17 protein-coding genes and 1 pseudogene are annotated in these 12552 nt (G+C 47.0%); 6 read left to right on the forward strand and 12 right to left on the reverse strand.

Features of this window, described 5'->3' with window-relative positions; translation table 11 throughout:
• The first annotated feature begins 16 nt into the window (after nt 1–16).
• Together ribD and QUD86_RS01440 are read left to right on the forward strand one after the other, a co-directional pair.
• Nucleotides 17–1156: a bifunctional diaminohydroxyphosphoribosylaminopyrimidine deaminase/5-amino-6-(5-phosphoribosylamino)uracil reductase RibD gene (gene ribD / locus QUD86_RS01435; protein WP_286297497.1), complete on the forward strand. Its 1140-nt coding sequence runs from the start codon at nt 17–19 to the stop codon at nt 1154–1156.
• A 49-nt stretch (nt 1157–1205) separates the two neighbouring features.
• On the forward strand, nt 1206–1823 hold the full coding sequence (locus QUD86_RS01440) for a riboflavin synthase (RefSeq protein WP_286297499.1): 618 nt from the start codon (nt 1206–1208) through the stop codon (nt 1821–1823).
• 48 nt (nt 1824–1871) lie between these two features.
• On the opposite strand, the gene queC is transcribed toward QUD86_RS01440, so the two are convergent.
• The 7 genes from queC to tolQ all read right to left on the reverse strand — a co-directional run bounded on the left by queC (nt 1872) and on the right by tolQ (nt 7322).
• Nucleotides 1872–2609 (reverse strand): 7-cyano-7-deazaguanine synthase QueC, encoded by a 738-nt coding sequence (gene queC / locus QUD86_RS01445; RefSeq protein WP_286297502.1) that lies wholly within the window; start codon nt 2607–2609, stop codon nt 1872–1874.
• Between the two features lie 6 nt (nt 2610–2615).
• Nucleotides 2616–3356 carry a tol-pal system protein YbgF gene (ybgF, locus tag QUD86_RS01450; RefSeq protein WP_286297503.1) on the reverse strand — a complete coding sequence of 247 codons (741 nt, stop codon included), beginning with the start codon at nt 3354–3356 and terminating at the stop codon, nt 2616–2618.
• Nucleotides 3356–3859 carry a peptidoglycan-associated lipoprotein Pal gene (pal, locus tag QUD86_RS01455; RefSeq protein ID WP_286297504.1) on the reverse strand — a complete coding sequence of 168 codons (504 nt, stop codon included), beginning with the start codon at nt 3857–3859 and terminating at the stop codon, nt 3356–3358. Before pal ends, ybgF begins: the two co-directional genes overlap by 1 nt.
• Nucleotides 3860–4018: 159 nt before the next feature.
• Nucleotides 4019–5323, reverse strand: coding sequence for a Tol-Pal system beta propeller repeat protein TolB (gene tolB, locus QUD86_RS01460; protein ID WP_286297505.1), 1305 nt, complete (start codon nt 5321–5323; stop codon nt 4019–4021).
• 10 nt (nt 5324–5333) lie between these two features.
• The gene (tolA, locus tag QUD86_RS01465) at nt 5334–6230 is read right to left on the reverse strand and encodes a cell envelope integrity protein TolA (RefSeq protein WP_286297507.1); all 897 of its coding nucleotides are present in this window, start codon (nt 6228–6230) and stop codon (nt 5334–5336) included.
• Between the two features lie 13 nt (nt 6231–6243).
• Nucleotides 6244–6663, reverse strand: a complete 420-nt coding sequence (gene tolR, locus QUD86_RS01470) for a protein TolR (protein ID WP_286297508.1) — start codon at nt 6661–6663, stop codon at nt 6244–6246.
• Between the two features lie 2 nt (nt 6664–6665).
• Nucleotides 6666–7322 (reverse strand): protein TolQ, encoded by a 657-nt coding sequence (tolQ, locus tag QUD86_RS01475; protein WP_100379304.1) that lies wholly within the window; start codon nt 7320–7322, stop codon nt 6666–6668.
• 76 nt (nt 7323–7398) lie between these two features.
• Between tolQ and glyA the strand changes: the two genes are divergently transcribed.
• The 4 genes and pseudogenes from glyA to QUD86_RS01495 all read left to right on the forward strand — a co-directional run bounded on the left by glyA (nt 7399) and on the right by QUD86_RS01495 (nt 9614).
• Nucleotides 7399–8643: a serine hydroxymethyltransferase gene (glyA, locus tag QUD86_RS01480; RefSeq protein ID WP_286297510.1), complete on the forward strand. Its 1245-nt coding sequence runs from the start codon at nt 7399–7401 to the stop codon at nt 8641–8643.
• A 9-nt stretch (nt 8644–8652) separates the two neighbouring features.
• Nucleotides 8653–9099 carry a transcriptional regulator NrdR gene (nrdR, locus tag QUD86_RS01485; protein WP_286297513.1) on the forward strand — a complete coding sequence of 149 codons (447 nt, stop codon included), beginning with the start codon at nt 8653–8655 and terminating at the stop codon, nt 9097–9099.
• 137 nt (nt 9100–9236) lie between these two features.
• Nucleotides 9237–9338, forward strand: a pseudogene (locus QUD86_RS01490) (type II toxin-antitoxin system RelE/ParE family toxin); the annotation flags it as partial.
• A gap of 21 nt (nt 9339–9359) precedes the next feature.
• Nucleotides 9360–9614, forward strand: a complete 255-nt coding sequence (locus QUD86_RS01495) for a HigA family addiction module antitoxin (RefSeq protein ID WP_286297515.1) — start codon at nt 9360–9362, stop codon at nt 9612–9614.
• 117 nt (nt 9615–9731) lie between these two features.
• Here QUD86_RS01495 and QUD86_RS01500 read toward each other — a convergent pair whose 3' ends face one another.
• The 5 genes from QUD86_RS01500 to kdsB form a co-directional block, all read right to left on the reverse strand.
• On the reverse strand, nt 9732–10109 hold the full coding sequence (locus QUD86_RS01500; protein WP_286297517.1) for a type II toxin-antitoxin system death-on-curing family toxin: 378 nt from the start codon (nt 10107–10109) through the stop codon (nt 9732–9734).
• On the reverse strand, nt 10109–10357 hold the full coding sequence (locus tag QUD86_RS01505; protein ID WP_286297519.1) for a type II toxin-antitoxin system Phd/YefM family antitoxin: 249 nt from the start codon (nt 10355–10357) through the stop codon (nt 10109–10111). Before QUD86_RS01505 ends, QUD86_RS01500 begins: the two co-directional genes overlap by 1 nt.
• Nucleotides 10358–10439: 82 nt before the next feature.
• Entirely contained in the window at nt 10440–10967 is a 528-nt protein-coding gene (locus QUD86_RS01510) for an HPP family protein (protein WP_286297521.1), read from the reverse strand.
• 59 nt (nt 10968–11026) lie between these two features.
• Entirely contained in the window at nt 11027–11692 is a 666-nt protein-coding gene (gene adk / locus QUD86_RS01515; protein ID WP_286297524.1) for an adenylate kinase, read from the reverse strand.
• Nucleotides 11693–11796: 104 nt separating this feature from the next.
• A complete protein-coding gene (gene kdsB / locus QUD86_RS01520; RefSeq protein ID WP_286297526.1) occupies nt 11797–12552 on the reverse strand; it encodes a 3-deoxy-manno-octulosonate cytidylyltransferase in 756 nt (251 codons plus the stop codon).

Consider the following 12552-nt stretch of genomic DNA (forward strand, 5'->3'; position numbering starts at 1 on the left):
GTTTTAATAGACCCCTATGTATACCGTCGTTGACCATCAATTCATGAGCCAGGCCTTGGCCCAGGCTCAAAAAGCCCTCTACTTATCCACCCCAAACCCGCGCGTAGGTTGCGTTATTACTAAAGACGGGCAAGTGATTGGGAGTGGATATACCCAAAAAGCCGGCGGAAATCATGCTGAGATAGAGGCTTTAGCCGATGCTAAAGCCAATGGCTTTGATGTCTCTGGATCAACGATCTACGTCACCTTAGAGCCCTGTAGTCATGAAGGTAGAACGCCGCCTTGTTCTGATGCACTGATCGCGGCTAAGCCAGCGGTAGTGATCGCTGCGATGCTCGATCCTAACCCTCTAGTGAATGGCCGAGGCCTTGAGCGCTTAAAAGCAGCTGGTATTGACGTGCGCTGTGGTTTGATGGAATCAGAAGCAAGGGCTTTGAACCCAGGATTTATTTCTAGGATGACACGCGGTCTGCCTTGGGTGCGAATGAAAATCGCTGCAAGCCTAGATGGCAAGACCGCCTTAACGAATGGCACCAGTCAGTGGATCACAGGACCTGAGGCACGCTCAGATGGCCATCACTGGCGTGCACAAGCCTGCGCTATTTTGACGGGTGCGGGAACGGTGAAAGAAGACGATCCCACACTAAATGTTCGTGATGTAGTGACTGAACGGCAGCCCTGGAAAATCATTATTGATTCTCGGCTAGAGACACCACTAGACGCTAAGCTATTTACAAATCTCCATCAATCTGGCGTCATCGTCGTTTGTGCTGACATGGATTCTGAAGCGAGCCAAGCAAAATTAAAGGCACTGCAGGACTTAGGAGTGGAAGTGATTGCAATGGCCAATGCCCATGGCAAGGTAGATCTCGCACAACTTCTGCGCTACTTAGCAAAAGAGCGTTCTATGAATGAAATACACATCGAGTCAGGCCATAAGCTAAACGGCTCATTACTCCGAGAAAATTGTGTCGACGAGCTCTTGCTCTACTACGCCCCTTGCTTGTTAGGGGATGGCATCGGCATGGCGAATATCGGTACATTGACTGAGCTCAAGCAACGGCACGATTGGCAAATCATGGATCACACTGTATTAGGTCAGGACTTACGGGTTCGCTTGGTGCAGTCAAAGCCAAAGCCAAAGCCAAAGCTCTAGCCCTAACTTAAAATCCAACAATCACATCAACCCAAATAAAAATCCAACTATGTTTACTGGAATCATTACCGCCGTTGGCACCATCAAAAGCGCCCAAGCCAAGGGCGACGGAATGCAGTTATTGATTGAGACCCCTGCGGGCTATTTGGATGATGTAGCCTTAGGCGATAGCATTGCTATTCAGGGGGCTTGCATGACGGCCACGCACTTTACCAGCACTACTTTTGAGCTGGATATTTCTCGTGAGTCACTGAACAAGACGGTAGGCCTAGATGTAGTCGGACCCGTGAATCTAGAAAAAGCATTGCGCTTAAATGATCGTTTAGGTGGTCACTTAGTCAGCGGTCACGTTGATGGGGTTGGCAAGGTAGTTCAATTTGTTGCTGTTGCCCAAGATGCCTACGGTTCTTGGTTGCTCCAGATTGAAGCACCGAAAGCCTTAGCCCCTTTTCTGGCATACAAGGGTTCTATTGTGGTCAATGGCGTTTCCTTGACCGTCAATCAAACAGAGGACACTGCGCACGCTTGCTTAGTCAGTATCAACATTATTCCGCACACACTACAAAACACGACCTTAGGCAATCTTCAGATTAACGACAAGGTTAATTTAGAGGTAGACCTGATTGCGCGGTATGTGGCCAGAATGCTAGAAACCCAAAACAAATAAAGAGCTTAAGAGCTTAAGAGCTAAAGAGCTGAAAAGCTAAACAAGTAACTATTTTTGGTAGCGAGTAGGGTCACTCAAGTTTGCTTGTGTAAATCCTGCCTGACGTAGGCGGCAAGACTCACATTCTCCACAAGCTTCGCCCAAGTCATTTGCTTGGTAGCAAGAAACTGTTTGAGAATAATCCACCCCTAGAGTAGTGCCTAAGTGAATGATCTCGGCTTTACTCATGCTAATAATGGGTGCATGAACACGAAAGCGATTGTCATTATTAATTGCTTCAACACCCGCCTTGGTGGCTAGGTTAGCCATACTTTCAAAAGAAGCCACATAGTCGGGACGACAGTCTGGATAGCCAGAGTAATCCACGGCATTGGCGCCATAAAAAATATCTAAGCCACCGAGCGATTCAGCCCAACCCAATGCTAGTGATAGCAAGATGGTATTGCGCGCAGGAACGTAAGTCACCGGAATTTCTTGATCGTTGCTTGGAGTCAGCGGAATATCAATAGAGGAGTCGGTGAGGGCGGAGCCACCAAAGCGGGTGAGATCTAAGTTCACCACCTCATGACGAACGACGCCCATCTGTTTAGCAATGTGCTTCGCAGCAGCCAGTTCAGAAGAGTGGCGTTGGCCATAGCCTACTGATAGGACATAGGGCGCGTAACCCAAATCTTTTGCTAGCGCGAGGATCGTACTGGAATCAAGGCCCCCAGAAAACAGGATCACTGCGGGCGCATGGGGTTTGCGTGGGGCAATATTCTGAAAGGCGGCAGACAGCTGAGACATCAGAAATTACTTTGTAGCGGCAATCAACTGCTGTGCATTTTTTGCAGCATCAGTATCGGGGTATTTGCTGATGATGTCATTTGCGGTTTTCTTGGCGGCTGTCTTGCTGCCACTCTCTAGCTGGGCATTAGCAAGCGTGGTCATCGCTGCTGGAATGCGAGGATGATTTGGGAAGCGATTAATCAGTCCCTGTAGCTGTGCAATAGAGCCTGTGTAGTCTTTGTTAGCGTATTTGCTGTTACCAGTCCAAAAGAGGGCTAGCGGCAAATAGGGGCTCTTAGGATAGCGCTTCACAAAAGCAGAAAAACTGTCATCTGCTTTTTTTAAATTACCTGCCTTGAAATAACCCAAGGCTTCGTCGTAGGCTTTTTTCTCACTCGGTTGTACGGTACCTGTAACACCTTCAATCGTTTCTGTACGAGGCTCAAAATTACCCAGGCGATTATCTAAATCTTGGTAGTAGGTCTTTTGGCTTGAAGTAATATCTTCGCCTTGTTTTTCAAGGTTTTCTACCTTGCCGCGCAATTCTGAATTATCTGCTTTCAGTTTCTCAATTTGATTTTGTAAATCTAGCTGAGTGGTGGCAAGCGTTTTGCGTAAATCCAAAATAGCCTTACGTGCATCATCATCTGCAAACAAAGCCCAAGCATTGCTCGATAGGCTTAGACAAACGGTGGCAGCACCTAAACAAAACGCTCGTGAGAGCGTCTTGTTTACTGAGTCAGAAAACAGCTGCAACGAGTGCATTAGTTGGTAATGTAAACAATGTCAGCGCGGCGATTTTCTGCCCAGGCTGCATCATTATCGCCTTCTGCTTTAGGTTTTTCTTTACCAAAGCTGACGGCTTCCATTTGCTCATCAGAAACGCCCATCAAGCTCAAAGACTTACGAACAGCATCAGAACGACGCTGACCGAGTGCTAAGTTGTACTCTGCAGTACCACGCTCATCGGTGTTGCCTTGAATAATGATCTTTTGTTTTGCATTGGCCTTAAGAAAGCTGGCATGTGCAGATAATTGTTTTTGATATTTCGTTTGAACGGTGTATTCATTTAAATCAAAATAAACACTACGTTGGAACAGTGGGCTGCTAGGGTCATTCCATGGCTGTGAGCCAAAGTTACCGCTGCCACCGCCACTGTTAGCACCATCCACGTCATCTAACTTAACACTGGAGCAAGCGGCCATTAACAGGGCTGCAGCACCTACAAGAGTGAGGGTGGCGATACGGCGGGTGATTGAAGTTTGCATGATCTTTCCTTTTCCTACAAATGAAGCAAATAAATACGGCTATTGCCAATATTATGCCCCTAAGAGCAGCAAAATAGCTATTGAGTTAATTGTTACGTTGGCTGTTGCGTTGGCTGTTGAATGAGGTACTGCATATTCTGTGCGGCCTAAGGCAGCGCCTTAGTCCATAAACGGCCCCCATGATGGCTGACGGACATCCGATCCAGGGATAGTGAGTACCTGCTTGGAATTGCCGTCTACAGATACCGCTGCTAAGACGCGCTTACCGCCCACTTTGGTGGAATAGAGAACATAGCGCCCATTGGCAGCAAAGGAAGGGGACTCATCCGTACTGCTTTCGGTAAGGGCTTGTGAATCGCCGGTAGCCAAATTGAGGATATAAAGCCGAAATGCCCCGCCAATATTGGCGATATAGGCCAAATATTTACCGTCTGGTGAAATACGCGGGGAGGTCACAAAGCCTTGTTTGTAGGTAACGCGTTTTGCCCCCTCGGCTTGCTCACCTTGCGCACTCATTCGATAGATTTGGGGATTGCCACCGCGATCACTCGTGAAATAAATATAACGTCCATCCGCCGAATACTGTGGCTCTGTATCAATCGTGCGGCCAGTAGTTAAGCGTTGTAAGCCACTACCGTCTGCATTAATACTGTAGACCTGAGTATTGCCGTCTTTAGATAAGGAGATGGCTAGCTTTTTGCCGTCTGGCGACCAAGCTGGTGCACTGTTATTACCCTTTTGATTAGATAGGGGAATACGACGACCGGTTGCTAGTTCGTGTACATAAATGACCGGCTTGCGATCTTCAAAAGAAACGTACGCCACTTTTTTGCCGTCAGGCGACCATGATGGCGAGATGATAGGCTCACCACTAGTCATGGCATTGCGAATGTTTTGACCATCTGCATCAGAAATCACCAGGCGATAGCGCTTACCTTCTTTGATGACATAAGACAATCGCGTGGAGAAGATGCCACGTTCACCCAGTAATTTAAAAATGATGTCATCGGCAATCTTATGCCCTACCGCACGCAAATTATCTGCGCTGGAGTTCAGGTCAAGGCCCCCTAAACTCAAGGATTTGCGGACATCAAATAATTTATAACGAATTTCAAACTGGGTTGTGCCGGTTTGGACAACAGAGCCTACTACCAGGGCATCAGCTCCACGGGTCGCCCAAGATTTAAAGTTAGGAGTGCCTTCATCACTTTCGCTGGCATTGCCATTTTCTGTATTTTTAAAGTAGCCACTACGCGCTAAATCCTGCCGAACAATGTCAGTAACACTGATGGGTAATTTGTTTTCATCTTTAAAGCGCATGACGGCTACAGGATAGAGTGACTGTCCTACGCCAGTAATCTCAATACTCATTTGCGCAAGACTCGGAAGACTAATGGCGCTTAAACCTAAGGTCACAAAAAGTAATAAATGTTTTACAACTGAGCGTGCGGTAGATGGGGTCATGTCTCGTAATTTACTTTGGTTTGAGTTTAAGTTCAGGTGTCAGTGTCGGAAATAAGCCATTGTCATCCTTGGGTAGACTTTGGGTAGCATCAATGGCGCTCAGTACAGCTTGGTCCCAAGCATTGTCACCGCTACTGGAGGTCATCAATCTAGTCAATATAGCCCCATCAGGAGCTAGTTTCACCTGAATGATGGTTTGCTTGTTGCCTTTAAATGCATCGGCATTAAACGTAATGTTTGCTCGTACCTTCTTTATCACCTTATCACTCCAGCCTGGAGGGGCGTTACCGCCACCACCAACACCGCTACCAACAGATCCACCAGTACCGCCATCGTTCGCAGCTAAGCCTCGTAAGCTAGCAATATTGGCTTCACGCCTTTTATCAGCCTGAGCATTGGCTTTTATTTGTGCTGGTGTTAACTCTGCTGGTTTAGTAGTGGGCTCTACTTTTTTAGCGGGCTCTACCTTCTTAGCCTCTTCTTTTTTAATTTCTTTTGGTGGCAATGGCTTGACCGGCTTTGGCGCCTCTTTAGCAACTTCTTTTGCTGCTACCTTTTTAGGGGGTTCTTTCTCAAGCAGTTTTTTCTTGATCGCGATGTCAGCGGCCTCTTCTTTTATTTCTGTTTTCACTTCCGGTGCAATCGTCGCTTCTATTTGCGGCGTAGCATCCCACAGTTCGACTTCAACCCCGGATGGGGTGGAGTTATTCCAGCTAATGCCGATGACCAAAAAAGCAACTAAGCCTAAGTGCGCAGCTAAAGAGAAACTAAAAGCACGCTTAGTGCCTTCTGCTTTAGTGAGGCTGCCTCTGCTTCTGTTTCCGTTTCTGTTTTTGCCCCCGTCCTTACCCCCATCGTTCCCTCGATGGATGGAGAACGGCGAGTGCCCGATATGTGCGCTGGTCATGTCTAAGAAAAGCCTACTGACTCTTTACAGCAAGACCAACACGCTTGACACCGTTTTCTTTTAGCTTAGACATCACTTCCATCACTACTTCATATTTAATAGATTTGTCAGCGGCTAAGACCACAGGTTGTTCAGCAGACTTTTCTGCTTGTGAACGCGCAAAAGCCCCGAGCTCAAATTTATTTAAGGTTTGCACAGGCTCACCATCTTTGCGCACGATGACGTTTTCATTAGCGTCAATGGATAAAAATACGGGCGGCAAGGATTGCACCTTAGCGCCACCAACAGTAGGTAAATTAACAACGCCAGGATTGACCATTGGCGCGGTGACCATAAAGATCACCAGCAGCACCAACATCACATCGATGTAAGGCACTACGTTGATGTCGGACATCGCCCGACGTTTAGAGGATTTTCTGAGTGAGCCAGCCATGCTTATTTACCGGAGGCTTGACGTTGCAAGATATTGGTAAATTCTTCAATAAAGGTTTCAAAACGAATGGCGAGGCGATCTACATCGGTTGCGGCACGGTTATAGGCAACTACCGCAGGAATCGCAGCAAACAAACCAATGGCAGTAGCAATTAATGCCTCTGCAATACCGGGGGCAACAGCCGATAGGGTGGCGTTTTGGACGTTAGCTAGGCCACGGAAGGCATGCATGATGCCCCAGACAGTGCCAAACAGGCCAATATAAGGAGATACAGAGCCTACTGAGGCCAGAAACGGTAGGTTGGCCTCCAGTAAGTCCATTTCACGCTGGTAGGTGGCTTTCATGGCGCGGCGGGCTGCATCGATTTCATGGACTTTCATGAACTCCTGCATACCGGCTTCGAAAATGTGCTCTAACACTGCGTCTGTACGGTTATTGCGTAAGGCGGCATCCAGCAAGGTGTTGAGGTCACCACCAGACCAAAAATCCCGCTCAAAGCGTTCTGTGTCGCGCCTGACACCCCGCAGAATCGCGGTTTTCTTAAAAATAATGGTCCATGACGCAATGGACATCCCGATTAATAACAACATTACCAACTGTACTAATAGGCTGGCATTGAGGACTAGAGAGAGAAACGAGAGGTCTTGAGTAGATGTCATGATGAATTTTGTATGATGTAGGTAGATTTTACTTACTTAATTGCAGAAGCCATTCAACTTCATCAGGATTATTACTATGTTCGACCGCCAAAACACCCTAGCTAAAACGGATCCCGAATTATGGGCCTCGATTCAGAATGAAAATCAGCGTCAAGAAGACCATATTGAGCTGATTGCCTCAGAAAACTATACCTCCCCTGCGGTAATGCAGGCCCAGGGCTCTCAGTTGACGAATAAGTACGCTGAAGGCTATCCAGGCAAGCGTTATTACGGCGGTTGTGAATTTGTGGACGTAGCTGAGCAACTGGCGATTGACCGTGTCAAACTTTTATATGGTGCCGAGGCGGCAAACGTACAGCCCCATTGCGGCGCTTCTGCTAATCAAGCGGTATTTTTAGCCTTTTTGAAGCCCGGCGATACCTTTATGGGAATGAGTCTGGCTGAAGGGGGTCACTTGACCCACGGTATGGCCCTCAATATGAGTGGCAAGTGGTTCAACCCGATTGCTTACGGCCTAGATAAGAATGAAGAAATTGATTACGAGCAGATGGAGCGTTTAGCTCGAGAGCACAAACCCAAACTCATCATTTCAGGGGCTTCTGCTTATTCTAGAAAAATTGATTTTGAGCGTATCGGTAAATTGGCAAAAGAAGTGGGTGCTATTCACATGGTGGATATGGCGCACTATTCAGGTCTGATTGCTGCGGGCGTTTATCCCAATCCAGTGCCACACGCTGATGTCGTTACTTCGACTACCCACAAGAGTTTGCGTGGTCCTCGTGGTGGCATTATTTTGATGAAAGCTGAACACGAAAAAGCCATCAATTCTGCAATCTTTCCGGGCCTACAAGGTGGCCCCTTAATGCATGTGATTGCAGGAAAAGCAGCAGCTTTTAAAGAGGCCTTAGAGCCCAGCTTTATCGACTACCAAAAGCAAGTGATTGTGAATGCCAAAGCATTGGCAGAAACATTAATGGAGCGTGGCTTACGGATTGTGTCTGGCGGTACAGATTCCCACGTGATGTTGGTAGATCTACGCGCTAAAAAAATGACCGGTAAGGAAGCGGAGCGTGTACTAGGTGAAGCACACATTACTTGTAATAAAAATGGCATTCCAAACGACCCAGAAAAGGCAATGGTAACTAGTGGTATTCGTTTGGGATCACCAGCAATGACCACGCGTGGCTTTAAAGAAGCCGAGGCAAGACAGGTGGGGCATTTTATTGCTGATGTACTAGACAACCCAACGGATCCAGACAACATCGCGAAAGTGCGTGCGCAAGTTTCAGCCTTGACCAAACGTTTTCCGGTCTACGGTTAAGTCGCTCTAGTGCGCTGCCCTTTTTGTCATAACGACGATACCCAGGTACTCGATACCCGGGTATCGGATGAAGGAGATACGATCCGCCGCCGCCGCCGTTGTGCCAAGTGCGATAAGCGTTTTATGACATATGAACGGGTCGAGTTAGCGTTCCCGGCGATCGTCAAGAAAAACGGTAGCCGAGTTGAATACAGTCATGAAAAGTTAGCGAGTTCACTAAAGCTAGCCTTACGCAAGCGTCCGGTATCTGCGGACTCAGTTGATGAGGCGATCTCCAGAATTGAGGAAAAGCTCATGAGTCTGGGTGAAAAAGAAATTCCGAGTGAGCGCATTGGTGAGTTGGTGATGCGGGAACTCAAACGCCTTGATAAAGTTGCCTATATTCGGTTTGCCTCGGTATATAGAAGCTTTGCGGATATTGAGTCTTTCGAGAGCGCACTAAAAGAGCTGAAATAACCTTATAAATATTCTGACTTGCATGAACTGTAAATCAGAATATTGTTGCTCCACCACCAGTAGTTTTCACATCAAGATGCAAACTTACTTTTTAACAGTAAAGCCTCGTCTGAATTAAAAATATAGAGCGGGTTGCACGTAAAGGACAGCATAGTATTCGCATCAATGATCAGTGGCGAATTTGTTTTTTGTGGAAAGACGACGGAGTATATGAAGTTGAGATAGTGGACTATCACTAACGTAATGTGTTGGAAATAAAAATGACTAAATTATTAGATGAAATCCATCCCGGTGAAATCTTGTTAGAGGATTTTATGAATCCCATGGGGATTACTGCAAGAAAGCTAGCCGCTGATATCGATGTGCCCCCAAGTCGCATCAGCGAGATTGTGAACGGTCAGCGACCTATCACTGCAGATATCGCCCTGCGCTTTGGAATCTTCTTTTTTATGAACCCCAGTTTCTGGATCAATTTACAGGCTGAGTTCGATATCCGCACTGCTGAAAGAAATTGATCAAAAAGTATTACTGCAAGAGTTAGAGTCTTTCAGGTATTGCGGGCTGCATAGCTTTAGATTGAGCCCTGCACCCCTGCTGGTTAATTTAAGAAGTAATTTAAAAAATTAATAAATTCACTGACAAGATTTTCTTAATGGCTCTGCTAAAGCCTCTTCTGAGAGAGTGCCCTCTACTGATTGCACTATCCATTTACCTAAATCGATGTCGGTAAATTGTGGCGTCATCTGATGTGCTACCAAGATCAAGTGAGTCGCAGCTGCAGCAGTGCGTTTATTAGCATCATTAAAACAGTGACCTTTGGCTATAAAAATTCCAGCACAAGCTGCATACTGAAAAATATCAGTGATAAAGCCATAATTCAATCTATTTTGTAAGCGAGCAAGGGTTCCGGCCAGGGATTTTTCGGCAGCAAGGCCCTGTAGTTCATTAATCCCAATGATCGCATTATGAATCTCGATCACATCAGATTCATCTAGCGTAAAAAAATGCATTATTTATCTCGAAGATATTCAATCACATGGGCGATTTTGGGCAAGTCGTTCTTTAGATAATTACGCAGTTTTTCTTTGCCCAATGCAGTGGTCGTGATGTCAACGACAGCCCCAATCGGAACTAAGTAAGCAACGGCCTCATTGCGATTAAGGATTGCCACGGGCTCATTACCTGCTTTGGCGAGTACCTTTCCAGGTTCCCTGAACTCCGTAAGGGAGGCGGTATTACGGGTTAATAAATGCTCCATATGCACTCCAATCGTATATCTAAATATGTAATATAACATACAAAAGAAGGAATATAAATAATTCTCAATAGGCAAAGATCATTTACTGCGGTTTATTGGGATAAGCTTTACCAGTCAGATTGCTGTAAATTGCCCCCGCCATCACTAAGAGCGCAGCGTCAACCAATACCGGAAAGAAGGCAAAGCGGTAGTGTAGGACATGGCCAGACACCACAAGCAGTGCAACGGCTGCTGCAGGTGGATGCAGACAACGCAAGCAAAACATTCCGAGGATAGATAAAGCGGCCGCCATGGGCATCGCGATGAGTGGATCACCAATCCAATGATTTAAGGTGATGCCCACTAAGGCTGAGAGGGTGTTGCCAGCGATGACTGCCCAAGGTTGTGCCATGGGGCTTTGTGGCAAAGCAAAGACAATTAGTGCGCTAGCGCCAAGAGAGGTGATCAACCATTCATTAATGCCGTTCAAATCACCCAAATATTTAGCTAAGGCCAAAACTAAAGCCAAGCCAATCAAAGCGCCAAAGGCCGAGCGTAATCGCTCGAACCAAGGTACCTTAGGCTGATCCCCGCCAAAGTAAAACGCCCATGTTTTGAAAGCGGGTTTCATATGGGTTGCACTTCATTAGGGAACTGCATCAGAAGACTGTATGAAGGAACTAAAAAGCGTTATTTCAGGCAGGCAAAAATTGAGGTGGTAATAACATCAACGTTACCGGTGCCACTCACCTTGCGGTAAGCGGGCGCCTTGACTGTATCACTCGCATTGGCTTGTGCTGCCCAACTCGAGTAATACTCTACCAAAGGGCGGGTTTGATCGTTATATACCTGCAGGCGTTTACGCACGGTCTCTTCTTTATCGTCATCACGCTGAATCAAGGCTTCGCCTGTGACGTCATCTATCCCTTCAATCTTTGGGGGATTAAAGGTGATGTGATAAGTACGACCAGAGGCAGGGTGAACACGACGGCCACTCATACGATCAATGATGGCATCAAACGGAACATCGATTTCGAGAACGTAGTCGATGGGGACCCCAGCATCTTTCATGGCTTGGGCTTGTGGAATGGTTCTTGGAAAACCATCAAATAAATAACCTTTGTTGCAATCTGCCTGAGTAAGGCGATCTTTCACTAAGCCAATGATGATGTCATCAGAAACCAGGCCACCGGCATCCATAATCTTTTTAGCGGCAACGCCCAGCTCTGTGCCCGCTTTGACGGCGGCGCGCAACATATCCCCAGTAGAAATTTGTGGAATAGCAAATTTTTCGCAAATAAATTGGGCTTGAGTACCTTTACCGGCACCTGGTGCACCGAGCAGAATTAAGCGCATTGTTTCCCCTTAGAAGACTTTTTATTGTCCCGTACTTAAACGGGTTATTTTTAATATGAGAACTAGGATTATCCCCGAGAAGAGGCCTAGATTCGGATTTGTGTTTATTTGGCTAATAGGCGCCGAATGCGTTCGAGATCTTGGGCGGTATCAACCCCTGCTGGTGGGGCTTCGCTGGCGGTATGTACGGCAATGCGGTAGCCATTCCACAGGGCGCGCAACTGCTCCAAGGCTTCTGCCTGTTCTGGAGGGGCAGCTTCAAGACGGGTGTAGGCCTGCAAAAAGTCAGCACGATAGGCGTAGATGCCTAAATGACGTAGATGAGTGACGCTTGAAGTGGTGGCGATATCTCGGACATAAGGAATGGGGGCTCTTGAAAAATACAGTGCCTCCCCAGATCGATTCAGCACTACCTTGACGACATTAGGATTATCAATCTCAGAAAGATCAGTCATCGCTACTGCAACAGTAGAAATGGCGCAGGCAGGACTGTCCGCCAAGGTTTGGGCCACTTGATTAATCAGCGCAGGCGGAATTAAAGGTTCGTCACCCTGAACATTGACGATTAGGGTGTCTGGGGGTAGTTTGAGTAACTGGGCTACTTCAGCAATACGGTCAGTGCCGGTAAGGTGGTCTGGATCAGTCAACAAGCACTCAATACGATACTCATCGCAAACAGCTTGAATTTCAGTTGAGTCAGTAGCCACAACGACACTTTGAGCAAGCGACTGTTGGGCACGTTCTGCTACCCAAATGACCATGGGCTTACCGCCAATATCCGCAAGCGGTTTACGGGGCAGACGAGTTGATCCTAACCGAGCAGGAATGACAACCAAAAACTCAGGCGATTGAATACTCAT

Origin of the sequence: Polynucleobacter sp. TUM22923 (assembly GCF_030295705.1) — a bacterium.
GTDB lineage: Bacteria > Pseudomonadota > Gammaproteobacteria > Burkholderiales > Burkholderiaceae > Polynucleobacter.